The following is a 23,187-nucleotide window of genomic DNA, read 5'->3' on the forward strand; positions in this document are numbered from 1 at the left end:
GTCACTGACAGGCGCGACACACAGCCTGTTCATGCTGCTCTCCGAGAATCGCCGCAGCCTACGCTGGGTTATGGTCTACCGGAAAATCAGCCTGTTTGCACTCGGAACAGTGACGCTCGGTGCAATTCTGGCCGATATAGGACACGAGGTCACGCTTGGGTTGCGGCAGCTTGTCCGGCTGGTCAGGGCGGTGTAACTCGACGTGCCAAGGTGCTCTCGCCGGAGGCAGGAAGATCATACGCACCCGGTGGTTCGGAATCGGCGTTCAAGGGGTGCGAACCGGGGCGGCCGTTGGGCGCCATGGGAAGTGCCGACGGTGGATTTCGGTGGTGAATTACCTGGTCGGAGCCGGTGCGCGGGGATGGGACCGGCGTCGGGTGCGGTGAATTCAGCAGTCGCTCGGGGAGTGACGGCAGGGGCGCGTGGGAGGACCGGGCGCGCAGGCGGATCGACTCCATGCGGTCGCCCAGCGTGGCTGGAACGGGTTCCTGCTGGTCGTCCGGGGCGGGGCAGGTCGGCAGCGGAGGCGGCGCCGGGGCCTCCTGGGGTTCCGGTTCCCCCGGGGTGCCGGTGGGGTCGGAACATGACGGCGCGTGATCGTCCGTCGCGCCTGTGGCACGTATGCGGGGGCGCGGCGTGACGGGCGCCGACAGGCGCGGTGGGCCCGGCGGGCGGCGTGTGAGCCGGTTGGCCGCGCCGCAGAACGGGCAGGTCGGGATGGCGACCGGCTCGCGGCACCAGGTGCACATCGTCGAGGCCAGGTCGGTGAGGACGGCGGTGAGCGCGCGCGGGTGGGCGCTGAAGGACACGAACTCGATGTGGGCCGAGGTCCCCCAGTAGTCGGCGGCCAGAGGCTGTGGTGGCAGCGCCAGGGAGCGGTCCGGGGACAGGACCGGGAGCAGGTGGTCGTCGAGGAACGAGGTGCGCAAACCCTCGGGGATCGTGTAGAGCATCTGGGTGGGTGCCTGCGGGCGGTACGGCAGCTCGTCGATGTCGGCGCCGTGGCGGATCCAGCGGACGCCGGCCTCCGGGGAGCAGTACGCGAGAAACGCGACGCCGGGGACGTAGGAGCCCACATGCTGGCCGATCGTCGTGGGCAGCGTGGCCAGCGAGCCGACCCTGCGCAGCCACGCCCCGGCCAGGATGTGTTTCGGGAGCTCGCGTGCCACCGCCGCGGTGAGCCCGGCGGGCAGGTAGGGCGCGAGGTGGGCGAGCTGGTCGGCCACCAGCGACAGGGCCAGCGGTGAGAGGTCGAGCGGGACCTGGGCGATGTGGTCGGTGCGCAGCGCGCCCCGGGCGAAGCGGATGGCCCGCAGGGCCGGCTCGGCCCGCCAGGCGGGGTAGACGGCGATGACCTTGTGCCCGTCGTCGAGCCGCCGGGCCGCGAAGTCGATGAACTCCGCGCCACCCCCGAGCGCCGCCGACCGCGACGTGAAGACGCGGCGGCCCGGATCGGGAAGGTCGAAGCGGCGGGCACACGCGTCCCCCAGCTGCCCGGTGGCCGGGATGTCGGCCATCAGGGCCACGGCCGCCGTGGGCCCACTGCGCACAGCGGTCCTGGTGAGACCGGCCGGGGCCGGTGCGGCTGCGGGCTCAGGGTGGGAGGAGGGCACCATGCAAGCTCCCCAAAGGTAGGTGCTTGGTTACGGCGAGGTCATGCGATGGTGGTTCCCGGTGCCGCGATCTCACGTGTCCCGTGCGGCGGATCGAATTCTTATCGTAATGAAAGGCCCGTGGCCCGGGGAGGGCGTCCGGTCGGCCTGTGGATAGTGGGGTGCGAGCGGTCGGCTCCTCCTCCCCCGGGGCACTGCGATTCTGCTTCGGGTGACGGGGCGTCCCGGTAGCCGGGTCGGCGGTCAGCGCAGGGCGTTGAGGAGGAGCAGCACGCCGGTGGCGATCATCAGCACGCTGGCACCCACCGCGATCATGTGGTGGGCACGGGGGCTGAGCCGTCGTCCGCTGGTGCCGACCACCGCCGCCAGGACGACCTTGCTTCCGACGAGCAGGCCGTAGAAGCCGATGACGAAGGCTGCGGCCGCAAGGAGGCTGGTCTGGGCGGCGGACACCGTCAGCGGTGCGCCGACCCCGATCCAGAAGATCCAGGGGTGCGGGCTGAGGACGTTGACGACGACACCGCGGAGCAGGTACTGCGGAGCCGACCTCCTGGCCCCGGGGCCCGACCCGTCGAGGGCCGCGGCCGCGGCCGGTTGCCGTGACTCGCGCAGCGACATCACCCCGAAGCCGATGACCACCAGGCCGCCGATGGCGGACAGGGTGGCGGCGACCGACGGGGGGAACGTCGAGAGCAGGGTGAGGGCGAGCAACGCGATCGGCAGGTCGGTGAGCAGCGGCGCGAACGCCAACCGGGACCCTGCTGCCACGCCGTCGCGCAGGCTGCTCAATACGACGAGGCTCAGCAGCGGGCCGGGGCTCAGCCCTGCGCCGAGCCCCAGCGCGATTCCGACTCCGAGGGCTTCGATCACGCTATGACCTGCCAGGTGTGTCGCCTGTATGTGCGGCGCGGGCGGGGCACCGGTCCCCGATCTCCCAGAAGAGCCGGTTGTCCAGGGTACGCCGCAGGTAGTCGACACCGTCGGTGTCCCCGGTACCGGCCGCGTCCCCGATCATCGTTCTCGCCAGGCTGAGGTGCGTGCGCTTCCACTTCTGGTGGGCCTTCTCCAGTCGGTCCAGTGCCGTGTCGACGGCCTCCTGCTGTTTCTCGCTGAGCCGGGGGTACACGCGCAGATACCAGGCTGCGAGAGAATCGGGCGGCGATGGGTCCAGTGCCCTTTCTCGGATGCCGGGTACGGATCGGAAAGCCGGTGAGTCGAGCCGCTCGGGTGTCGGCAGACCGCAGAGCAGTTCGAGGGACTTGTAGGCGCGCGACTGAATTGCGCTGGACCCATCGGTCTGTGCGCGAAACGCCTGAAACGACTCCGGCCGCATCGTGGCGAGCAGGCTGAACAGGCCTGAAGTGCGTTCCAGTTCCGTGGCCGCTGCGTTGATATGGGCGGTGGCGCCGAGAATGTCGTGGGTGTGCGATGCGTCCAGTGCGTCCTGGAGTTCGACCCCCATGGCCAGGAACGTGATCTCGTACGCCTGCAGGACACGAATGAAAAGATACTCGTCGTGCTGCGGCGACACCGGAAGAACACTACACGCGAGGATCCTTCCGGCGCGGTCGTTCGGTGGGGCGGGCAGCGGTTCCACGTCATCCCACTCGGCGCTCAGCCGCTGGGCCTTGGTGATCCTCCGGGCCGTGGTGGCCGGGGAGGGGCGCCCCAGCGGGAGCCGGTCGTCGCCGATCCCCCGCGCCGTCTCCGACTCGAAGGCCACCACGTCGGCCATGAGCAGTCGCCTCAGTCGCCGGGCGGGGAAGGGGGCGCCCGATCCGGGGAACACGGCGTTGAGGACGTCCAGTGCGAGGTAGCTGCGGTAGTCATAGCGCCCCTCGTCCTTGTCGAGTACGCAGTCCAGCAGCGCGGTGATCCACGGATCGCCGCTGTGGGCGGCACGGGCCTGCCGCAGGCTTCCCAGCAGCGGGGCGTCGAGGGCGTCTTTTCCTGTCCGGAGGATCCTGCGGACCACCCCTTCGGCGGAGAGCGGATCGCCGGGTCGGCATCCCTGAGCCGGGGACGCGTCCAGCTCGCGGTCGGATTTTGCTTCTGACGAATACGTCGCACTCATCATGAAAGTCGCCTCTGGTCTATCTCGGTGTCATGTCGATTGGTATCGACGAGAGCAGCAGAAACAGGGCAGGGGGTGACTGCCTCCGCCGGAGACATCGCCGGCGCGCGGGGCGAGGTATATCGAGGGGTCCCCCTCCGAAGATTCGCGCGGGGAGGCGTTTCCTGCGATATCGTGCGCTCGTCGGCGGAAGTTTCCTGCTTGTCCGGAAGACGGGTGGGGTTTCGTTCTTGGGGCCGTACCGGAATGTTGTCCACCCTAGGTGATGGCCCGGGAGGTGGAAACTGATGATCAGGAAGGACGCTTGAGGGGGTTGTCCGAAAACTGGACGCTAGGAAATGCCAGAACTCGGGGTGTGGACTATTCGATCATGTGCGCGGCCAGGGCAGAAAGAAGGTGGTGCGCGAAGATCATTCCCTGCGCGTCCGCTGGGGAGGTTGCGCCCGCCCTTTTGCCCGTCCGATTCCGGGGTTTTACCGGACACACATGTCCGGATGTGGCCGTGGCCGTGATCGCAGCGTGGAGGACCCGGCCGAGCGCGCCCGAACACGCCGGGGCAAGTGCCCGACGCGCCGCCCGCTCGGGCGAAGGCACCTCCTCAACGGAAAAGGCCCGGTCATCGCATCTCGATGACCAGGCCTCCCGCTCTGGGGTGAGTGAGGGGACTTGAACCCCCGACATCTTGGACCACAACCAAGTGCTCTGCCAACTGAGCTACACCCACCATGTCCGCGGGGCTGAAGTGGCTTCAGCGCCTGCGTTCATGGAAGAGTCTAGCGGACGTCAGAGGGTGCTTCGCTCACTTTTCCGGCCGGGTCGCGCCCTCGGGCTCGGTGGTGCTGAGCACACCCGTGCCGCCCGCGACGATGTCGGCCGCGATCGCGCGGGCCGTGGCGCTGTCCGGGCCGGGGGCGGGGACGAAGGCGGCGGCACGGTAGTAGCGCAGCTCCTGGATGCTCTCGGTGATGTCGGCCAGGGCGCGGTGCCCGCCGTTCTTCTCCGGGCTGGCGAAGTAGATCCGCGGGAACCAGCGGCGCAGCAGCTCCTTGATGCTGGAGACGTCCACCATGCGGTAGTGGAGGTGCTCGTCGATGCGCGGCATGTCCCTCGCGAGGAACAGGCGGTCCGTCGCGATGGAGTTGCCGCACAGCGGCGCCTTCTTCGGCTCGGGCACGTAGCGCTTGATGTGCGCGAGGACGAGGTCCTCGGCCTCCTTCAGGGTCACGCCCTTGTCGAGCACGTCGAGCAGACCGGAGGTGGTGTGCATCTGCGTGACGAACTCACCCATCTGGTCCAGCGCCTCCTGCGGCGGCTTGATGACCACGTCGATGCCCTCGTCGAGCTGGTTGAGGTCGCCGTCCGTGATACGGCAGGCCACCTCGATCAGCGCATCGCGTTCGAGGTCGAGCCCCGTCATCTCACAGTCGATCCACACCAGGCAGTCATTCATACCGGTCAGCTTAGGGCGTCTGACGAGTGGCGGTTCTCGTCACCGCTGGTGCGGGCGGGGGACCGAACGGTGCGGCCCCGGTGCCCCGGCTCGATCACGCCGGGGCACCGGGGCACCGGGGCCGCGGGAGGCGGGCCGGGTCGACCGCCTAGTAGATGTCGACGGCGAAGATCTCCCACATGACGTCGAAGGTGCCGGAGAGCTGGAGGTAGGCGGCGCCGCCCACGACGATCAGGAGGAGCAGGAGGAGGAACATGAAGCACCCCATGCAGCCCCCGCAGCCGCCCTTCTTCTTTTTCTGCGGCTGCTGCGGCTGCTGCGGGTAGGGCGCGGGGCCGCCCCAGCCCGGGGCGCCCTGCTGGGGCTGTCCCGGGTAGGGCCGACCGGGCCCCTGGGGTTGCGGCGGGTAGCCGGGTGCGCCCTGGGGGCCGGGCGGGTAGGGGCCGGGCCGCGGCCCGCCGGGGCCGCCCGGGTAGCCCTGCGCCATCGGGGGCTGCTGATGGTCCTTGTTCTTCTTGCGGCCGCCCTCCTGCTGCGGGGCGGGGGGCTGTGCCGGGTAGCCAGGGGGAGGCGCCTGCTGCCCGTGCGGCGGGTAGCCCGGGGCGCCGGGGTAGGGCCGACCGGGCTGCTGCGGGCCGGAAGGGGCGCCCGGGTAGCCGGGTGGCGGGTAGGCGCCGGGGTGGGGCTGGGCGTCGAACGCCTGGGGCCCGCCGTGGTGGCCGCCGGTGGGCGGAGTACCGTGCTGCGGCGGCTGGCCGGGGTAGCCCTGCGGGGCGCCGAAGGGCTGCTGGGGGGCCGCGGGATGGGGGCCCGACGGAGGCTGCGCGGCCGGGTATCCGCCGGAGTGCGGCTGCTGGGCGCCGGACGGGCCGCCCGACGGCTGCTGTGCGCCGTGGGGCTGCTGCGGGCCGGACGGGGGCGCGGTGTGCGGGGCGCCGGGAGGTGTGCCGAAGGGCTCGGCCGCCCCCGCCGCCCCCGCGGAGCCGGGTGCCGCCGTCGGTTCCGACGCGCGGGGCTGCGGGCGCTCGGCCGCCTCCGCGGCCGACCGCGCCTGCTCCTCGGCGTGCCGCTCGGCGGCCTCTGCGGCCTGCTTGGCCTGCTCCTCTTGGCGTTTACGCGCCTCCTCCTCGGCCTGCCTGCGCTCCTCCTCCTTCTGCTGGCGGCGCTCCTCGGCCTGCTGCTTGCGCTCTTCGGCGATCTCGGAGATGCCGTCCTTGAGGTCGCCGAGGAACCTGTTGAACTTGAAGCCCTTGTCCTCCTCTGACGCCCCGCCGTCGGTTCCGGAGCCGCCGGAGGCCGCCGCGAAGGTCGCGTCGCCGGGGTTGAAGACCGCCGTGCGGGGCGCCTCGTCGTCCGGCCGGAAGACCGCGGTCCTGGGCGCTTCGCCGCCGGAGCCGAACACGGCCGTCTTGGGGGCCTGGTCGCCCAGGTCGGCGGTGGGGCCGTCGCCGGCGGCGTAGGGCTCGACCGGCAGGGTGGATCCGGCCGCGCCGCCGGAGACGTCCACAGTGGGTTCGTCGCCGGGCTCGGGGGCGCCGGACATGTACTGCCGGGCGGCGTGGGGATCGATGCGGGCGGTGGACCCGGCGTCGCCGGAGCCGGATCGTGCGGCCTCGTCGACGGGGACGGTGGTCGAGGGGCCGGCGGGCGGGTCGACGCGCATGGTCTGCGGTTCGTCGCCGATCGGGGCGGCCGACGTGGACGGTCCGCTGAACCGGCCGGGGTCGATGCGCATGGTGCTGGGCTCCTCTGCCACCGGGGTGGCGGGAGCCGCCCGGCCGCTGAGGTCGGCGGTCGACTCGGTGTCGGCCGATCCCGCGGAGTCCGCCGCGTCGGCGCGGGGCGGAGCCTGGGCGGGGTCGACGCGCATGGTCTGGGGTTCGTCGCCCACGCCGGGGGCGCCCGGGAGGTGCGCGGCGTCGATGCGCATGGTGCTGGGCGCGTCCTGTGCCGCGGGGTCGGCGGGGGGCGTCGGCATGGCGCCGCTCAGGTCGGCGGTCGCCTCCGTGTCGCCCTGCCCGGCCGAGCCTCGGCTCGCCTGTTCCAACTCGTGCAGGGAGCGGACGTGTTGCGTCCACTCCTCGCCGTTCCACCACCGGAGCATGTCCTGTTGGCCGTGCGGATCCGCGTACCAGCCCGGCTCGATCGATCCACCCATGGCCGACAGACTAAGGGGTTATGGGACCGGCGATAACCACTGGTCCGCCAGTCGGCCCGCAGTGGCCGGGGATAGGGCGTCGTCGTAATGCGCCGGTCCTGCCGGAGGACTCGGGGAGGACGGCCGGGTGAGGGTGTCGGCGCGGTGCGTGCGGCCGAGGCGGTCGTTCAGGTGTGCGCCATGGCCGGGTGCGGCCCGGTGCTGTTGCCGCCGGGTGCGAATGTGTGCACGGGTGCGGGTGTGTGCCCATCGCCGGAGCCGCGCAGCAGCCTGGGCAGGTAGGTGCCGAGTAGCCGGTCGGGTGAGATGGCGCCGGGGCCGATGGCCTGGGAACCGGGCACTTGGGAGTGGCCGAAATGGCCGCCCAGCGCCCACAGCCGGGTGGAGTCGTTCCGGCGACACGGCGGCTTGTCGACGGGGGGCGGCGGTCCGGCGGGCCAGGCCCGGGCCACCTCCCAGGAGTCGAGCCAGGCCAGGATCGGGTCGATGCCGGTCAGCGGGCGGTCGGTGAAGGGGTCGTCGGCCTGGCCGATGACCTCGATGACCAGGCAGACGCGTCCCTCGCGGGCGGGGTCGGGGTCGCAGGCCAGGCGGCCGAGCGCCGGCACGGTGGCCGGAAGCAGCTGCACCGTCTCCCCGGACACCGGGTTCCACACCAGGTGGGCGCTGGGCTCCTTGTCGCTGTAGCGGTCGGCGATGGTGCGGGCCGAGTGGGTGGCCGGGTCGGCCTCCGCGGTCAGCCAGACGGCTCTGGGGGCGCCGCCCCGGAAGAGGCCCCCGGAGGTCGTGCAGTGGACTCGTCCGGCGCCTGGCATCCACGCGTTGGCCACGGCCGCCACCTCTCACCGATCGCACACCTGCCGCACTACTCTGAGTACGCCAAAACGACGCCCGAGTCCATAGCTTGGGCGATTATGGCGGCGAAGATTGCGTTCGCGTGGAAAACAGGTGGTTTGTGCACGGGCTTCGCCTGGTCCCCGGGTGACGCGCCAGGCCAGCGCGGGCGCACGCCCGGCCCCCGGGGGCGGGGCCGCGGACGTCGCGCGGCCGCCGCCGGTGAACCGGTCCGGCGGCCACACGCCGATGGCCGCATCCGGCCACGCACGGTGAGGAGGGCGATCCCCTGCGCGTCGGCGGCGGCCGCTACCCGTCGGCCTCTTCTCCCTCCGGCCCCTTGAGGCGCTGGGCGAAGGCCCGCAGGAAGATGTCGCCGATCTCGGTGGGGTCCTCGGTGTTGTAGGCGGCTCCTCCGGTGGCCTCGGCGACCTTCTCCATCGGCTCGGGGTCGATGCCCGGGCCGAAGGCGATGGTGAAGATGGGCACCGGACGCTCCCGTGACCCCTCCGTCTGCAGTGTCTGCAGCAGGTGCTCCAGCGAGATGCCGTCGGGGTCGTCGTTGTTGCCGTCGGTCAGCATCAGGATGGCGTTGATGCGGTCGGCCCTGTAGTTGCGCTGCATCTCGCGGAACGCGGCGAGGTAGGTGTCGTACAGCCCGGTGTCGCCGGTGGGCTTCGGCTCGATCTCGGAGAGCGTCTTGGCCAGCCGCTCCTTGTGGGTGACGCCGTCGCTCTCGGCGCTCAGCTCCCGGACCGGCAGCAGCTCCCGGTAGTCGAGCTCCTCGTTGAGGAAGGTGGAGAACTCCCACAGGCCCAGCTCCGACTCGGGCGGGAACATGTTCAGCCCCTCGGCGGCGGCCGCGGTGGTGACCTGCATCCGGTTCATCTCGGTGCCGGGCACCGGCTCCAGCATGGAACCGGAGATGTCGATGATGGTGAGCAGGCGGGTGTCCAGCTTGAGCTGGTTCCACGCCTGGCCGAGCCGCTGTACCGTTCCGGCCGAGGGGTCGGGCAGGCTGTCGGGGGCGTCCTCGGCGAAGCCGGCGGCGGTGCTCAGCACGTCGGGGTCGCCCCGGCCCTCGGCGGTCCGAAAGCCGTGGGAGAGCAGCGTGTCCTCGACACTCTGCTCGGAGAGGGCCGAGCGGAAGGCCTCGGCGGCCCGGGACAGCACCGGGTCCTCGGTGCGCACGATGTAGGGGTAGTCGAGGGTGTAGGTGCCGCCGTCGGGGTAGCTCACCCGCGTCGGGGCATCGGCGTGGTCGGCGTTGTACCGCCAGGCGGCCTGCTCGGAGAGGACCATGATCGGCGGGGCGGCGGTGTCCGCGGTGTCCGCGGTGCCGGCAGCCTCACTGAGCAGGCCGAAGGCGGCCTCCTCGTCGGGGGTCACGCCCCGCTGCAGGGTCTGCAGGGCGGCGACGAGCTGCGGCTGGTCGTCCTCCTCGCCGCCGACGGCGCCGGCGATCAGGGCGAGCGTGGCCATGCCCGAGGAGCTGCGGGTCGGGTCGACGACGCGGACCGCGTTGGCGGCCGCGCCGCCGGTGGGCGCCGCGGTGGGCACCAGCGCGTCCCAGGACGGCTCCTCGTCGGCCTTCTCGGCCGCTTCCGCGGGTTGGGCCAGGACCAGCGGCGAGTAGGCGACCGACGTCCCGGTGTCGGTGAAGGCGTTGCCGTTGCTGTGGTCCTCCACGATGTTCTGCCACAGCCGGGAGTCGGGGATCCACACGTCGGAGTCGGTGTCGCCGAGGGTCGGCCCGGCACCGGTGATGCCGTAGGCGACGTTGGCCGAGTCCTCGGCTCGCACGTCGACGCGGACGCAGCGGCCGTCGACGCCGTGTCTGGCGTCGTTGAACTCCGCGGTGGTGCGGCTGAGCGGGGGCACGAGTTCCGGGCTGGCCACGACGCTCAGCCGGATGTCCTGGCCGCCGCAGCCGTCCTGGCCGCTGAGCGTGTACCAGCCGGTGATGCCCAGGCCGAGGATGATCGCGAACGCCGCCGCGAGGGCGACGAACGCGCCGCCGCGTCCCCGGCGGCGCCGGGAGCGGCCGATGTCTGCGCGGGCCGTGCGGCCCTCGTCATCCGGGTGGTTCTCGCGGTGGCGTCCCAAGGTGTCCTCACGGGGGGTGTGATGCGAACGGGGGGTGTGGGTCGGAACGGTACTGAAGACCACATCCGGGGAGAAGGGGGGTGAAGAAGGGTGTGCGGTCGGGAACCGGGCGGGTGCGGCGGCACGTGATCCCGGTTACCCGACCGAATGCCCGGTCAGTAGCGCCGTCATGACCTGCATTTCCGTCCGGTCACGGCGGGGTCTCCGGGGTTTCGGGCGGGAATTCTGTTGTCTTATCGTGACGTATTCGGGGCTTCAGGAGTTCACATGTGCGGGGGCGCGGCCGCGGCTGCCGCTGCCCCCGTCAGGGCTCACCCGTCGCAGTCGGGTACGCACAGGCGCCGCGACACCGAGCTCAGAAAGATCTCGCCGATCTCGTCGGGGTCGTCGGTGACGAAGAGGGAGCCGCTGGTGGCGGCCGCGACCTCGGACAGCGCCCGCCGGTCGGGCTGGTCGCCGAAGGCGATGATGAACATGGTCACCGGGCGGTCCGGGTCGAAGCGGTCCTGCAGCTCGGCCACCAGTTCGCGCTGGGAGATCTCGCTGGAGCCGCCGTCCTCGCCGGCGGTGAGCAGGATGACGGTGTTGATCTTGTTCTCGTCATAGGCGTCGCCCACCTCCTCGTAGGCGGCCAGGATGTTGTCGTAAAGCCGCGGATCGCCGCCCTCCACGGAGATGTCATCGGCGATTCCGCTGAGCTCCTCGCGTCGGCTCGCCGTCGCGCCGCGGTCGGTGCCGCCCAGCTCGGCGATGTCGGTGACCTCGTCGCGGCCGCGCGGACCGAACCCGGTGGACAGCAGCCACAGCCCCATGTCGGCCTGATCGGGGAAGAGCGTCAGGCCGAGCCGTGCGGCGTCCTTGGTGACCTGCAGCCGGGACGGCCCGCCGTCGAGGTCGACGTCCATGTGCTCGGAGACGTCGGCCAGGACGAGCGCGCGGGTGGGCATGGACAGCCGGTTCCAGTCCTCCAGCGCGCCCAGCAGCGCGTCGCCGGTGAGATCGCCATGGGTCTCGGGCGGGTCGGCGGTGATGTCGTCCCGGTCGGCCAGGGGCCCGGCCGCCGCGCCGTCGGGGTCGCGGAAGCCCAGCTCGCGCAGGCGCTCGGTGTAGTCGTCGCCGCGCAGGAGCTCATAGAGGTCGTCGGCGGCCGCGCGCATCACCGGGTCGTCGCCGACCGACACGAACGGGTAGTCGAGCTCGGCCGTGCCCTCGGTGGGGTAGAGCACCGTCAGCGGGGTGTCGGGGGAGCGGTCGTTGTACCGCACCACCGCCTGCTCGGGGACGACGGCCAGCGGGTCCACGCCCAGCCGGTTGGGGTAGACGCCGCCCAGGTCGATCTCGCCGAACGCCGTGTCCATCTGCACGTCGTGCACGAAGTCGGTCATCGCGGTGTCGGCGCCGTCGCCGCGCCCCAGCAGCTGGCGCACCGCGTACATCGCCGCCATGCCGTCGACGCCGCGGTTGGGGTCGACCATCACCATGGACCGCTCGGGCTCGCGCTCGCCGGGAAGGATCTCCCTCCAGCTCGCGCGGTCCGGCGCGGGAACACCCTCGGCGTCCTCGGGGGCGGTGAGGACCACCGGTGAGGCGGCCAGGGAGCGGGGCGCGGTCTCGATGGCGCGTGCCCCCGGCTCCGAGACGCGGGTCAGCTCCACCCATGCGGAGGACTCCGGGATCCACACGTCGGGGGCGAGCGTGGAGTCGCCGGGGCCGCCGGTGGACAGTTCGGTCATGATCCGGTGCGGCGCCATCTCCTTGGCCTGGGCGTAGACGCACACCCCGTCGTAGGCGGGGTCGTCGGCGTTGAACCGGTCGGCGGCCTGCTGCAGCACCGGTGCCATGCTCAGCGTGGTGGACACCCGCAGATAGCGGGTCTCGCCGCAGCCGAGGTGGCGCAGTCCGAGGGGGACGGCGACCCCGAGCAGCACGAGGACCCCCGCCGCCACCGCGATGACTCCGAGCGGGGAGCGCAGTGCTCCTCGCCGGCCATCGGGCGCCGGGCCGCCGGGGCCGGAGGCCATGCGGTGTCGTCCAGCTGGCACATCAACTCCGAAAAGGCGCGTTACGTGCGTGAGCGTGACATTACTTGCTGGTAACGCGGGAGAAAAGGGTCGGACGCGAACGTGATCGAACTGAGGGGCGGAGGTGACCTGGCGGGTTCCGCATGGCTAGGATGCGGGTTCGGCGCACGCCGGGACGTCCGCGACGCGTGCTCCGGATCACGCGGGTGCCGCTGCGGCGGCCGGACCCGCGCGGCAGCCGGGGCCGGGGGGCGGCGCGGAGGTAACGGGCGTGTGAGAAGTTGCCCCAATCGGGACCAAAACATCTGTCCTTCTGCATAGAGTGGCGGCCATGTCCAAGCTGAACCCCCACCGCCGATCCCCCCGGTCGGCGGGCATCGCGCTGCTGGCGTCGCTGTGCGGCGCCGGAGCCGTCGGCTACCTCCTCGTCGTCGGCACCTCCCTGGTGCCCCTGGCGCCGGAGCACGCGGTGGAGTCCGAGGTCAGCACCGTGAGCGAGCTCAGCCCCGTGCCCGTGGGGCCGGTGGGCCGGATCCAGGTCCACGTCACCGACCGCGCCCAGGCCTACGTGCAGAACCTCACCTGCGAGGGGAGTTCGGAGACCGACCCCGCGGCCTGCGCCCGGCTCGGCGACCTCATCCAGGACGCCGGGGGCGAGGACAGCTCCAGCAACCCCTTCGCCGAGGTCTCCGAGGACGCCGTGTGCACGGACAAGGAGTACGGTCCGCAGGAGGCCCTGATCACCGGCGTGTGGGACGGCGTGGAGATCGAGACCACGGTCAAGCGCACCGACTCCTGCGAAGAGGCCCGCTGGGAGCGGCTGCGCCCCCTCACCGAACCCCTCGCCTAGCCCCGAGCACCCCGCTTCTCCGTTGATCTCGGAGATATCGGGGTGAAAGTCGGCGCTGAGACCCCGATATCTCCGAGATCAACGGAGGGTCCGGGGGCGTCGGCTCCGGGGCGATACTGGGAAGTATGAGCGTCATCGAGGTCGCCGATCCGGCGGATGAGCGGCTGGCCGACTACGTCCGGCTGCGCGACGTCAACCTGCGCAAGAGCCTGGAGGCCGAGCACGGCCTGTTCATGGCCGAGGGGGAGAAGGTCATCCGCCGCGCGCTGGCCGCCGGGTTCGAGCCGCGGTCGCTGCTGCTCACCGAGCGCCGCAGGGACGCGCTGAACGACGTGCTGGACCGCGTGGACGCCCCGCTGTACGTGGTCGGCGAACCCGTCGCCGAGGCCCTGGTCGGCTTCGACCTGCACCGCGGTGCGCTGGCCTCCTTCCGGCGCCGCCCGCTGCCCGGGGTCGAGGAGGTGCTGCGCGGGGCGCGGCGCGTCGTCGTGCTGGAGGACATCGTCGACCACACCAACGTCGGCGCGATCTTCCGCAGCGCCGCCGGGCTGGGCATCGACGCGATCCTGCTGGCCCCGCGCTGCGCCGACCCGTTGTACCGGCGCTCGGTCAAGGTGTCGATGGGCGCGGTGTTCACCCAGCCCTACGCCCGGCTCGACGACTGGCACGGCGGACTGGAGGCGGTGCGCGCGCTGGGCTTCCGGCTGCTGGCGCTGACGCCGGGCGCCGGGTCGGTCCCGCTGGCCGACGCGCTGGAGGACGCCGGCCCGGACCGGCCCATCGCCCTGCTGCTGGGCACGGAGGGGGACGGACTGTCCTCCCGCTGGCTGGAGTCGGCCGACGCGGCCGTGCGCATCCCGATGGCCGGGAGCGACATCGACTCCTTCAACGTCACCGCCGCGGCGGCGATCGCCTGCTACGAACTGGTCCGCACCGCGCCCTAGGTTCCCCGCCCACTTCTCCGAGATCAACGGAGAAGGGCTGGGCTCAGCCGGGGTCGAGGTCGTCGAGTTCGGTGAGCATCTGCTCGGCGATGTCGCGCTCGGCGGCGTACCGGCGCTCGGCCCAGCGGATGACCAGGTCGCCGTAGCGGTGCCGGGCGTAGGCGCGGTCGGTCTCGGTGTCGGTGCGCGTGCGGGCGGCCGAGGTGCGCAGCTCCTCGCAGCGGTCGCGGTGCTCCCGGACGATCTCGCGCAGCCGGGCGGGGTCGCCGTGCCCACCGAGCCACACCCGCAGCATGGCGCCGTTGCGGCAGGTGGCGGTCTCGACCCGGGAGGAGCGGATCCACCCCGACAGCGCCGCGCGCCCGGCGGGGGTGACCACGTATCTGCGCCGCGACCGGTGGTCGCCGACGTCGTTGTCGACCGGTCGGACGAGGCCGTGCGCTTCCAGGCGCTTGAGTTCGGTGTAGATCTGGCTCATCGCCGGGACGCTGTGGAAGTATCCGAGGATGTCTCCGGCCCACTGGCGCAGCTGGTAGCCGGACAGCCCGTGGCCGAAGGAGAGCAGCCCCAGAATGGCCCACGCGTTCACGGGAAGATCGGGATGGTCGAACCGGGATGAACCGGAATCGGTGCTCATGCCACCGCTCCCTGGGGGTCGGCATCGGTGGAAATGCCGCTCACTGTAATCCGCCCCGCCGAGCCCCCGACTTCCATTTCGGACGTCCGAATTTCGGGCGGGGGGTGCGGTGCGCGCGGTGGCGCGGGCATCTAGGGTGGTGCGCTGACCCACACCGCGACGGAGGGGAGCCTGGGCGATGGGCGATCGGGTGCTGGTGCCCTGGGAGGAGAACCTGCGCAACCTGCCGGCCGGGCTCCGCGGCGGCGTGTACGACGGGGCCGGCGAGCCCATCGGCGACCTCGCCGACGTCGTCTTCTACGTGGTCCCCTACGGCCGTACCCAGCGCGTCGACCTGATCGAGCGGATGCCGCGGCTGCGCGTCGTCCAGCTGCTCACCGCCGGGTACGAGCACGCGCTGGAGGTGCTGCCCGCCGGGGTGACCCTGGCCAACGGCCGCGGCCTGCACGACGCCAGCACCGCCGAGCACGCCCTGGCGCTCATGCTGGCCGCCCAGCGCGAACTGCCCCGGTGGGCCGCGGACCAGAAAGAGCGCGCGTGGCGGCCGCACTACACGCGCTCCCTGGCCGGATCCCGGGTCCTCATCGTCGGCTACGGCAGCATCGGCGCGGCCATCGAGGAGCGGCTGGCTCCCCACGAGTGCGAGATCCTGCGCGTCGCCCGCAATCCGCGCCCCGACATGGACGTGCACGGCGTGGCCGACCTGCACCGGCTGCTGCCCCGGGCCGACATCGTCGTCCTGGCCGCCCCGCACACCCCCCAGACCGAGGGGCTCATCGGCGCACCCGAGTTGGCGCTGCTCACCGACGGCGCGCTCGTGGTCAACGTGGGCCGCGGCCCCCTGCTGGACACCACCGCGCTGCTCGCCGAGGAGGGCCGGATCCGCGCCGCCCTGGACGTCACCGACCCCGAGCCGCTGCCCGCCGACCACCCGTTGTGGGACGCGCCCGGCGTCGACATCACCCCGCACGTGGCCGGCGGGTCGGCGACGTTCTACCCGCGCGCCAGCCGCTTCGTCGACTCCCAGCTGCGCCGCTGGGCGGCGGGCGAACCGCTGGAGAACGTCGTTCCCCTACGGCGCTGAGGCTGGGAAATGTCGCCGGGCGCGGCCAGACTGGGCCCATGCGCATAGCTGTGGTGTCGGACGGACGCGGCGGAGGGAGGCTGCGCGCGCTCGGCTCGGCCACCGAGGCCGGGGGGAGCCTGTGGCGGGTCGGCGACCTGGCCGGGGCGATCGCCGACTACGAGGAGCACACCGGGGGGCGGGCGCGCTGGGTCTGGGCGTCGACCGAGGAGTTCTACCCCGCGCTCATGGGCCACTCGCTGCGGATCTCCCGCTGCCATGACGTCGCCCTGGTGGAGAGCCTGCTGCTGGCCTACCACGGCCGGTTCGGCGAGCCGAGATCGCTGGGAGCGGCGTGGGCGCGGCTGCACGGACGTGAGGCGCCCCCCGACCCGCAGCAGCGCGCCGGCGAGGGGGCCGAGCCGCCGCCCGCGCTGTTCGAGCCCGACCTGAGCACCCTCCCGCCCGACGTGGACCGGCTCACCGCGCTCATCGAGGTCCACGCCGACCAGCAGCGCCGCATCGCCGAGCTTCCGCACCCGTCCCGATTCGCGCTGCTGTGCGCGGTGGAGTCGGCCGGTGCGCTGGCGGCGGTGGAGATGGCGCACGCGGGCGTCCCCTGGCGGGCCGACGTGCACGACGCCGTTCTCTCCGAGCAGCTCGGGCCCCGGCCGTCCGGCGGCACCCGCCCCCGGGTGCTGGCCGACCTGGCCGAGCGGATCTCCGCGGAGTTCGGCCGCGAGGTCAACCCCGACTCCCCAGCCCAGCTGCTCAAGGCGTTCGCCGGGATCGGGCACCCGGTGGAGTCCACCCGCTCGTGGGCGCTGGAGCGGGTGGACCACGCGGTCGTCCCGCTGCTGCTGCGCTACAAGGAGCTGTCCCGGCTGCACGCCGCCAACGGTTGGGCATGGCTGGACACGTGGGTGAGCCACGGCCGGTTCCGGCCCGACTACGTCGTGGGCGGGGTGGTCTCGGGGCGCTGGGCCACCCGCGGCGGCGGTGCGCTGCAGATCCCCAAGGTGGTGCGCCGGGCGGTGGTCGCCGATCCCGACTGGACCCTGGTGGCAGCCGACGCCGGGCAGCTGGAGCCGCGCATCCTCGCCGCCGTCTCCGGCGACACCGCGCTGGCCGCCGCGGCCGGGACCGACGACATGTACGCGCCGCTGGCCGAGTCGTTCGGCGGCGACCGGCAGCGCGCCAAGATCGCGATGCTCTCGGCGATGTACGGGCAGACCGGCGGCGACGCCGCCCCGCTGCTGCGCACCATGCGCCGGGTCTACCCGCGCGCCATGGCCTACGTGGACGACGCGGCGCGGGCGGGGGAGGAGGGGCGGCTGGTGCGCTCCTGGCTCGGCCGCACCTGCCCGCCCCCCTCACGGATGTGGCGGCGCATCGTGTTCGGCGACGCCGCCCCGGCCGAGGGCGGAGCCGAGACCGCGCCCGCGGCCGACCCGCGCGACGGCGAGCGCCAGGCGCGCTCGCGCGGGCGGTTCACCCGCAACTTCGTGATCCAGGCGACCGCGGCCGAGTGGGCGCTGGTGTTCATGGCGGCGGTGCGCCGCCACCTCACCGGGCTCGACACCGCCCACGGCGTCCCGCAGCTGGTCTTCTTCCAGCACGACGAGCTGGTGCTGCACGTCCCGCGGGCGATCGCCGACAGCTCCGTCGAGTGCCTGCGCGCGGCGGCCGATGAGGCCCGCACGCTGCTGTTCGGCGCCACACCGGTGCGGTTCCCGCTGGACATCGCGGTGGTGGAGTGCTACGCGGACGCCTGAGCAGCCCATTGCCCGGACATGGGCATAGGGTCGCGCGCGGCGGGGAATGGTCGGAGTCGGCGCGCGCGAAACAGGTCCATCCGCTCGTTCACCCGCAGGGCCCCAGGTCAGCAGGGCTCTGGTAAAGGGCATCTGTCACCACTCATCCTTTTACGGCATACTCTTCTACCGCTGCATACGGCATCACCCAAGGGCGCGGGAAAGAGGTTGACGGTGGGTCATCGGCTGAGATCGTGTGTGGGGACCACGGCCGCGTTCGCGGTCGCTTTCACCGCTTTCGGCGCCCCTGCCTGGGCCGCCCCCGAACCGCACGTGGACGAGCGCCCCCCGCTGGGCGCGCAGGGCACCGCGGTGCCCGGAGGCGGGGCCGAGCGCTCGGCCCACCCCACGCCGCCGGTCGCCGACGCCGCGGGTCTCGACGGGGACGTCGAGGTGGCGCCGTTCGACGAGGCGCGTCCGCGCACCTACTTCGCGGTGTCCCCCACGGCGCTGCCGGAGAAGACGGTCGCGAAGGTCGCGGAACTCGACGGTGTGGACAGCGTCGAGGTGGTCGACGCCGCCCGGGTGAACATCGACGGCGAGAGCACCTCGGTCCTCGGCGTGGACCCCTCGGAGTTCCGCAACTATGCGCCCGAGCCCTCCGCGGAGGCGGATGAGATCTGGCAGGGCGTCGCCGAAGGCCGCATCGCACTGTCCGACGACGCCGGCAAGCAGCGCAAGCTGGACGTGGGCAGCGAGGTCGATATCGCCGGGGCCAAGGGCGAGGTCACCCGCGAGGTGTGGACGCACGCCACCTCCGGTGTGGCCGGGATCGACGCCATCGTGTCCCGGGAGACCGCAGCCGGGCTGGGCTTCCCCGAGGGCAACGCGCTGGTGGTCTCCGCGCCCGACGCCGACCTGTGGGAGCTCAAGGACGACCTGGAGGAGGTGCTGGGCGAGGACGCCTCGCTGCAGCTGCTCGCCGAGGACCCGCAGCCGCGCCCGGCCGACTCCGCAGGGCGGCCGGTCGGTGCTTCCACGATGGAGAAGATCATCGCGGATGCCGAGTCCATGGTCGGTGTGCCCTACGTCTGGGGCGGCGACTCGCTCGCGGACGGCGGTTTCGACTGCTCGGGCCTGCTGCAGTGGGCGTTCGCGCGCAACGGGGTCTCGATCCCGCGCGTCACCCACGACCAGTGGTACGCCGGGCAGCACGTGGCGTTCGAGGACATGGAGCGGGGCGACCTGATCTTCTGGCGCAACGACCCGACGGCCCCCGACTACATCTCGCACGTGGCGATCTACCTGGGTGAGGGCAAGATGCTGGAGGCCCCGCGTACCGGGCTCAACGTGCGGGTCACCGACGTGCGGACGAAGAACCTGGCCGGTGTGGTGCGGGTGAGCGTCGAGGACTGACCGCGGTCGCACAGGGTGAAGGGGCGGTGCCGCGCCGGCACCGCCCCTTCGCTCCTAGCCGATGAGGCCGTCCGGGAGGGGGAGGTCGGCCTCGGCGAGGAGGGGGAGGCAGGGCGGTCACTGAGGGAGGGGGAGCCAGCGAAACGGCCCTGCATGAAGGTATTCGGATATCGGACGATCCGCTCACAATGAGAACGGTATCGGCCTACCGGACTAGGAAAGCAGCGACCGACCGATTTGGCAAGAGCGGAACGCACCTTCGCCGTAACTCCGAAAAGGACCGCGAAAGTTTCCGATCTACGGTAAATCGGCCATGATCTCCTTGGCCGCTGCACGAACCCGTTCTCCCAGTTGGCGGCGGTCCCGCTCATCCGGGCAGGCCGATTCGAGGAAGATCACCGCGACCGAGGCGACCGCGGTGGCCGAGGAGACCGGCGCCGCCACCGCCGACATGCCGGGCAGGACCTCGCTGCGGGAGTAGGCCCAGCCGCGCTCGCGCACCTCCTCCACCTCGGCGCGCTCGCCCTCGCGCGGCGGCAGTGCCGCCAGCACCGCCAGCCCGGGGGCGCCGCGGTCCAGCGGGTGGCGCACACCGGGGGCATAGGCGATGTGCGCGACCGACTGCCGCGGTTCCACCGTGGCCAGCATGATGGCCTCGTCCCCGCTCGGCACCACCAGGAACGCCGTCATCCCGGTGGAGTCGGCCAGCGTCGACAGCACGGGAAGGGCGGCCGATTGCAGGCCGCGCGACACCCCGCGGGCAAGGGCCGGCAGCCCGAGACCGAGCTCGTAGGCGCCCTCGCGGGTGCGGCTGACCAACCGGTGGTCCTCCAGCGTGCGCAGGATGCGGTAGATGATGGAGCGGTGCACCTCCAGGGCGCGGGCCAGCTCGGCGATGCTCATCGGGCCGGGGGCCTCGCGCAGTACCTCCAGTGCGCGGATGCCGCGGTCGAGCGTCTGGGAGCGTGTTCCCGGGGAATCCGCCCGCCTGCCGCCGCCCGCCGGGCCGCTCTCCGTCATCCATGCTCCCTTGTCGCCGCTGCCGTCGGTCGCGTCACGCGTGGGCGGGCGCCGCGCCCGCGGGCGCGGAGTGTCCGCCTGCTGTGAAGATGTGCCCCATGGTGGCATAACGCACCCGCGGACAGCGGGTGCGCGCCTCAGCGGCCCGCCGCATAGCACTGCGCGCCGCGCGGGTCGGCCGCGGCGCGCAGAACCCCGGTGGCGGGGTCGCGGGCGACGGCGGCCAGGCGGCCCAGGGACCACGGCGCCGACACCACGACGCGGTGGCCGCGGGCGCGCAGCGCGTCGATGACCCGCCGCCCCGCCCTCGACTCCACGACCAGCTCCCCGGGCGCCATCTCACGCGGGTGGAAGGAGGAGGGGAAGGAGTTGGTGTGGAACATCGGCGCGTCGATCGCACCCTGCAGGTCCGATCCGCCGTGGACCAGGCGCAGGAAGTAGGTGAACGACCACTGGTCCTGCTGATCGCCGCCGGGGGTGCCGAACGCCAGCACCGCTTCGCCACCGCGGGTGACCAGAGTGGGTGACAGGGTGGTGCGGGGGCGTTTGCGGGGTGCGACCACCCCGGGGGAGCGGGGGTCCAGCCAGAACATCTGGCCGCGGGTGCCCAGCGGGAAGCCGAGGCCCGCGACGGCCGGGGAGCCTGCGAGCCAGCCGCCGCTGGGGGTCGCCGAGACCATGGTGCCCCGCCGGTCCACGACGTCGAGGTGGCAGGTGTCGCCGCGCTGCTCGGCCGGGACACCGGGGGTGTCCCCGGGGAGCCGCTCCAGCTCGTGGGCGGCTCCGGCCGCGGCGGCGCCGTCGGCGGGGCGGGCCACCGGCTCGCCGGTGCGCGCCACGGTCGGCTCCCCGCCGGGGGCCGCTGCGGCGGCGGTCCGGGTGAGGCACGGATCGGGGACGAAGGGGGTGCGCCCGCCGGGGGAGCCCGGCCGCAGCGCGGCCGAGGCGGCGTCGTCGACCAGCGCGGCCCGGTGCTCGGCGTAGCCCCGGCAGAGCAGGTCGGCCAGGGGGACGTCGGTGTGGGCGGGGTCGCCGTACCAGGCCTCGCGGTCGGCGAAGGCGAGCTTGGCCGACTCGGTGACGGCGTGGGCGAAGTCGGCACCGAGCACGTCGAGCTCCCCGGTGCCCAGGGCCTCGGCCAGCCGGAGCTGCTGCAGGAACGCGGGTCCCTGCCCCCACGGCCCGGTCTTGTGCACGGTGTAGCCCGCGTATTCGGCGCTGACCGGCTCCTCGTAGGAGGCCCGCCACGCGGCGAGGTCGCCGGGGCCGAGCAGGGCGCGGTGCGGGGTGCCGGTGTGATCGGGGACCGGGGCGGCCAGGAAGGCACCGATCTCCTCGGCGACGAAGCCCTCCCGCCAGATCCGGCGGGCGGCGTCGATGCGGCCCTCGCGGGTGCGCGCGGCGCGCTCGCACTCCTCGACGACGCGCTGGTAGGTGGCGGCGAGCAGGGGATTGGCGAGGAAGGCACCGGCGCGCGGGGCCCGCCCGTCGCGCAGGTAGAGCGCGGCCGAGGTGGGCCACCAGCGGGCGAACACCTCGCGCATCCCGGTGATCTTGGCGGCGATCGCGGGCAGCACCGGGTAGCCGCGGCGGGCGTAGGCGATGGCGTGGTCGAGGACGTCGCGGGGGCCCAGCGTGCCGTGGTCGCGCAGCAGCAGCATCCAGGCGTCGAACGCACCGGGCACGCAGGCCGGGAGGACCCCGGTGCCGGGGATGCGGTCGAAGCCGTCGAACGCGGTCGGCACGGCGGCGGCCGGGGCCGGGCCCTGTCCGCACAGCACGGTGGGGGTGCCCCCGGCCGGCTGGAACAGGATGGGCACCTCGCCGCCGGGGCCGTTGAGGTGCGGCTCGACGACCTGGAGGGTGAAGCCCGCGGCCACGGCGGCGTCGACGGCGCTGCCGCCGCGCTCCAGCACCGACATCCCGGTCGCGCTGGCCAGCCAGTGGGTGGAGGACACCATGCCGAAGTCGCCGCGGAGCTCCGGCCGGGTGGTGGGGTCGGGCATGCGATGGCCTTTCCGTGGGGGACGCCGGAGGCGCCGGAGAGGTCCGGAAAGGCTATATGTCCATACCTGTCGGAGAAAGGGGGGATCTCGGCCAGTGGAAACGCGAAGGATCTACCTCGGGCTTCGTCTTCGTGGGGGTCGGCGGGTAGGAAAACCTGCGTCGGCCCCTTGTCGGTGGCGCGGGTCACACCTACGATGACTCTAAATAGGAACACACTGTTCGATAATCGATCACAAGGAGTGCGGCCGCATGGCTAAGCCGTTCGCGAGCTCCGCGGACCTGGAGGAGAAGCAGCAGACCCTGGAGGTCCTGGCCGACGGGGTGTACGCGCTCACCGCGGAGGGGGACCCCAACGTCGGCGCCATCGAAGGCGAGGACTTCCTCGTCTGCTTCGAGGCGCTGGCCACCCCCGTCGCCGCCCGCGCCTGGCTGGAGAAGCTCCGCGAGCACACCGACAAGCCCATCCGGTACCTGGTGCTGTCGCACTACCACGCCGTCCGGGTGCTGGGCGCCAGCGCCTTCGACGCCGACGTCATCATCGCCCACGAGAACACCCGCGCGCTCATCGCCGAGCGCGGCGAGCAGGACTGGGCCAGCGAGTACGGCCGGATGCCCCGCCTGTTCGCCGAACCCGACTCCATCCCCGGCCTGACCTGGCCCAGTGCGACCTTCACCGACCGCTTCACCATCGACCTCGGCGGCGACCGCGGCGACCTGGTGCTGCAGTACTGCGGGCGCGGGCACACCGAGGGCGACATCGTGGCCTGGCTGCCGCGGCACAGGATCCTGTTCACCGGCGACCTCGTCGAGGCCCAGGCCGCCCTCTACACCGGCGACGCCTTCCACCACGACTGGGCGACCGGCACGCTCGACCGCGTCGCCGCCTTCGGAGCCGAAGCCCTGGTCGGCGGGCGCGGGGCGGTGGCCCGGGGCGCCGCGGCGTGCACCGCCGCCATCGACCAGACCCGCGGCTTCCTCGACACCATGCGCGAGGAGGTCGGCGCCGTCCACCGGCGCGGCGGCACCCTCAAGGAGGCCTTCGAGGCCGCCCACACCGCGCTCGCCCCCAAGTTCGGCAAGTGGCCGATCTTCGAGCATTGCCTCCCCTTCGACGTCGCGCGACTGTGGGAGGAGTACGACGGCGTGGAGCGGCCCACCGTCTGGACCGCCGAGCGCGACCGGGAGGTATGGGCGCGGCTGCAGGACTGACCGGCGGGGAAGGAAACCATAGCGACAGGTA

The 23,187-nt window shown here is 72.6% G+C and carries 18 protein-coding genes and 1 tRNA gene; 7 read left to right on the forward strand and 12 right to left on the reverse strand.

Annotation, left to right across the window (positions count from 1 at the left end; all coding sequences use genetic code 11):
* The first annotated feature begins 31 nt into the window (after window positions 1–31).
* Window positions 32–196, forward strand: a complete 165-nt coding sequence (locus HNR23_RS03680; RefSeq protein ID WP_184073457.1) for a hypothetical protein — start codon at window positions 32–34, stop codon at window positions 194–196.
* Here HNR23_RS03680 and HNR23_RS03685 read toward each other — a convergent pair.
* The 9 genes from HNR23_RS03685 to HNR23_RS03725 all read right to left on the reverse strand — a co-directional run bounded on the left by HNR23_RS03685 (window position 183) and on the right by HNR23_RS03725 (window position 12,277).
* Complete coding sequence (locus tag HNR23_RS03685; protein WP_184073460.1) at window positions 183–1,616, reverse strand: hypothetical protein; 1,434 nt, start codon at window positions 1,614–1,616, stop codon at window positions 183–185. The genes HNR23_RS03680 and HNR23_RS03685 overlap by 14 nt on opposite strands.
* 240 nt (window positions 1,617–1,856) lie before the next feature.
* Window positions 1,857–2,483 (reverse strand): LysE family transporter, encoded by a 627-nt coding sequence (locus HNR23_RS03690; RefSeq protein WP_184073462.1) that lies wholly within the window; start codon window positions 2,481–2,483, stop codon window positions 1,857–1,859.
* 1 nt (window position 2,484) lies between these two features.
* The gene (locus HNR23_RS03695) at window positions 2,485–3,690 is read right to left on the reverse strand and encodes a tryptophan 2,3-dioxygenase family protein (RefSeq protein ID WP_184073464.1); all 1,206 of its coding nucleotides are present in this window, start codon (window positions 3,688–3,690) and stop codon (window positions 2,485–2,487) included.
* A 645-nt stretch (window positions 3,691–4,335) separates the two neighbouring features.
* A tRNA-His gene (locus tag HNR23_RS03700) sits at window positions 4,336–4,411 on the reverse strand.
* Window positions 4,412–4,486: 75 nt separating this feature from the next.
* Window positions 4,487–5,137 (reverse strand): oligoribonuclease, encoded by a 651-nt coding sequence (gene orn / locus HNR23_RS03705; RefSeq protein WP_184073466.1) that lies wholly within the window; start codon window positions 5,135–5,137, stop codon window positions 4,487–4,489.
* Between the two features lie 148 nt (window positions 5,138–5,285).
* Window positions 5,286–7,295, reverse strand: a complete 2,010-nt coding sequence (locus tag HNR23_RS27125) for a DUF2510 domain-containing protein (RefSeq protein WP_184073468.1) — start codon at window positions 7,293–7,295, stop codon at window positions 5,286–5,288.
* A 167-nt stretch (window positions 7,296–7,462) separates the two neighbouring features.
* Window positions 7,463–8,125, reverse strand: coding sequence for a hypothetical protein (locus tag HNR23_RS03715; RefSeq protein ID WP_343070413.1), 663 nt, complete (start codon window positions 8,123–8,125; stop codon window positions 7,463–7,465).
* Window positions 8,126–8,438: 313 nt separating this feature from the next.
* Complete coding sequence (locus HNR23_RS03720) at window positions 8,439–10,235, reverse strand: VWA domain-containing protein (RefSeq protein WP_184073472.1); 1,797 nt, start codon at window positions 10,233–10,235, stop codon at window positions 8,439–8,441.
* Window positions 10,236–10,546: 311 nt separating this feature from the next.
* The gene (locus tag HNR23_RS03725; RefSeq protein ID WP_394353739.1) at window positions 10,547–12,277 is read right to left on the reverse strand and encodes a substrate-binding domain-containing protein; all 1,731 of its coding nucleotides are present in this window, start codon (window positions 12,275–12,277) and stop codon (window positions 10,547–10,549) included.
* 310 nt (window positions 12,278–12,587) lie between these two features.
* Between HNR23_RS03725 and HNR23_RS03730 the strand changes: the two genes are divergently transcribed.
* A complete protein-coding gene (locus tag HNR23_RS03730) occupies window positions 12,588–13,106 on the forward strand; it encodes a hypothetical protein (RefSeq protein ID WP_184073474.1) in 519 nt (172 codons plus the stop codon).
* Between the two features lie 125 nt (window positions 13,107–13,231).
* Complete coding sequence (locus tag HNR23_RS03735) at window positions 13,232–14,050, forward strand: TrmH family RNA methyltransferase (RefSeq protein ID WP_184073476.1); 819 nt, start codon at window positions 13,232–13,234, stop codon at window positions 14,048–14,050.
* Window positions 14,051–14,093: 43 nt separating this feature from the next.
* Here the strand turns inward: HNR23_RS03735 and HNR23_RS03740 are convergent, their stop codons facing one another.
* Window positions 14,094–14,687 (reverse strand): PadR family transcriptional regulator, encoded by a 594-nt coding sequence (locus tag HNR23_RS03740; RefSeq protein ID WP_184073478.1) that lies wholly within the window; start codon window positions 14,685–14,687, stop codon window positions 14,094–14,096.
* Window positions 14,688–14,865: 178 nt separating this feature from the next.
* Between HNR23_RS03740 and HNR23_RS03745 the strand changes: the two genes are divergently transcribed.
* The 3 genes from HNR23_RS03745 (at window position 14,866) to HNR23_RS03755 (ending at window position 18,920) form a co-directional block, all read left to right on the forward strand.
* Window positions 14,866–15,771 carry a 2-hydroxyacid dehydrogenase gene (locus HNR23_RS03745; RefSeq protein ID WP_184073480.1) on the forward strand — a complete coding sequence of 302 codons (906 nt, stop codon included), beginning with the start codon at window positions 14,866–14,868 and terminating at the stop codon, window positions 15,769–15,771.
* Window positions 15,772–15,809: 38 nt separating this feature from the next.
* A complete protein-coding gene (locus HNR23_RS03750; protein WP_184073482.1) occupies window positions 15,810–17,525 on the forward strand; it encodes a bifunctional 3'-5' exonuclease/DNA polymerase in 1,716 nt (571 codons plus the stop codon).
* A gap of 213 nt (window positions 17,526–17,738) precedes the next feature.
* Window positions 17,739–18,920 carry an NlpC/P60 family protein gene (locus HNR23_RS03755; protein WP_184073484.1) on the forward strand — a complete coding sequence of 394 codons (1,182 nt, stop codon included), beginning with the start codon at window positions 17,739–17,741 and terminating at the stop codon, window positions 18,918–18,920.
* Window positions 18,921–19,217: 297 nt separating this feature from the next.
* On the opposite strand, the gene HNR23_RS03760 is transcribed toward HNR23_RS03755, so the two are convergent.
* Entirely contained in the window at window positions 19,218–19,940 is a 723-nt protein-coding gene (locus tag HNR23_RS03760; RefSeq protein WP_184073486.1) for an IclR family transcriptional regulator, read from the reverse strand.
* A 137-nt stretch (window positions 19,941–20,077) separates the two neighbouring features.
* Complete coding sequence (locus HNR23_RS03765; RefSeq protein ID WP_184073488.1) at window positions 20,078–21,946, reverse strand: gamma-glutamyltransferase family protein; 1,869 nt, start codon at window positions 21,944–21,946, stop codon at window positions 20,078–20,080.
* A 250-nt stretch (window positions 21,947–22,196) separates the two neighbouring features.
* On the opposite strand from HNR23_RS03765, the gene HNR23_RS03770 reads away from it, so the two are divergent.
* Window positions 22,197–23,156, forward strand: coding sequence for an MBL fold metallo-hydrolase (locus HNR23_RS03770; protein WP_184073490.1), 960 nt, complete (start codon window positions 22,197–22,199; stop codon window positions 23,154–23,156).
* The last annotated feature ends 31 nt before the right edge of the window (window positions 23,157–23,187 follow it).

Origin of the sequence: Nocardiopsis mwathae (assembly GCF_014201195.1) — a bacterium.
Classification (GTDB): domain Bacteria; phylum Actinomycetota; class Actinomycetes; order Streptosporangiales; family Streptosporangiaceae; genus Nocardiopsis_C; species Nocardiopsis_C mwathae.

What these genes read in the sequence shown, in the direction of transcription:
- HNR23_RS03735 (WP_184073476.1), top strand. Translation starts at nt 13,232, where the DNA reads ATGAGCGTCATCGAGGTCGCCGATCCGGCGGATGAGCGGCTGGCCGAC.
- HNR23_RS03740 (WP_184073478.1), bottom strand. Translation starts at nt 14,687, where the DNA reads ATGAGCACCGATTCCGGTTCATCCCGGTTCGACCATCCCGATCTTCCC.
- HNR23_RS03680 (WP_184073457.1), top strand. Translation starts at nt 32, where the DNA reads ATGCTGCTCTCCGAGAATCGCCGCAGCCTACGCTGGGTTATGGTCTAC.
- orn (WP_184073466.1), bottom strand. Translation starts at nt 5,137, where the DNA reads ATGAATGACTGCCTGGTGTGGATCGACTGTGAGATGACGGGGCTCGAC.
- HNR23_RS27125 (WP_184073468.1), bottom strand. Translation starts at nt 7,295, where the DNA reads ATGGGTGGATCGATCGAGCCGGGCTGGTACGCGGATCCGCACGGCCAA.
- HNR23_RS03770 (WP_184073490.1), top strand. Translation starts at nt 22,197, where the DNA reads ATGGCTAAGCCGTTCGCGAGCTCCGCGGACCTGGAGGAGAAGCAGCAG.
- HNR23_RS03760 (WP_184073486.1), bottom strand. Translation starts at nt 19,940, where the DNA reads ATGACGGAGAGCGGCCCGGCGGGCGGCGGCAGGCGGGCGGATTCCCCG.
- HNR23_RS03695 (WP_184073464.1), bottom strand. Translation starts at nt 3,690, where the DNA reads ATGATGAGTGCGACGTATTCGTCAGAAGCAAAATCCGACCGCGAGCTG.
- HNR23_RS03765 (WP_184073488.1), bottom strand. Translation starts at nt 21,946, where the DNA reads ATGCCCGACCCCACCACCCGGCCGGAGCTCCGCGGCGACTTCGGCATG.
- HNR23_RS03685 (WP_184073460.1), bottom strand. Translation starts at nt 1,616, where the DNA reads ATGGTGCCCTCCTCCCACCCTGAGCCCGCAGCCGCACCGGCCCCGGCC.
- HNR23_RS03750 (WP_184073482.1), top strand. Translation starts at nt 15,810, where the DNA reads ATGCGCATAGCTGTGGTGTCGGACGGACGCGGCGGAGGGAGGCTGCGC.
- HNR23_RS03745 (WP_184073480.1), top strand. Translation starts at nt 14,866, where the DNA reads ATGGGCGATCGGGTGCTGGTGCCCTGGGAGGAGAACCTGCGCAACCTG.
- HNR23_RS03730 (WP_184073474.1), top strand. Translation starts at nt 12,588, where the DNA reads ATGTCCAAGCTGAACCCCCACCGCCGATCCCCCCGGTCGGCGGGCATC.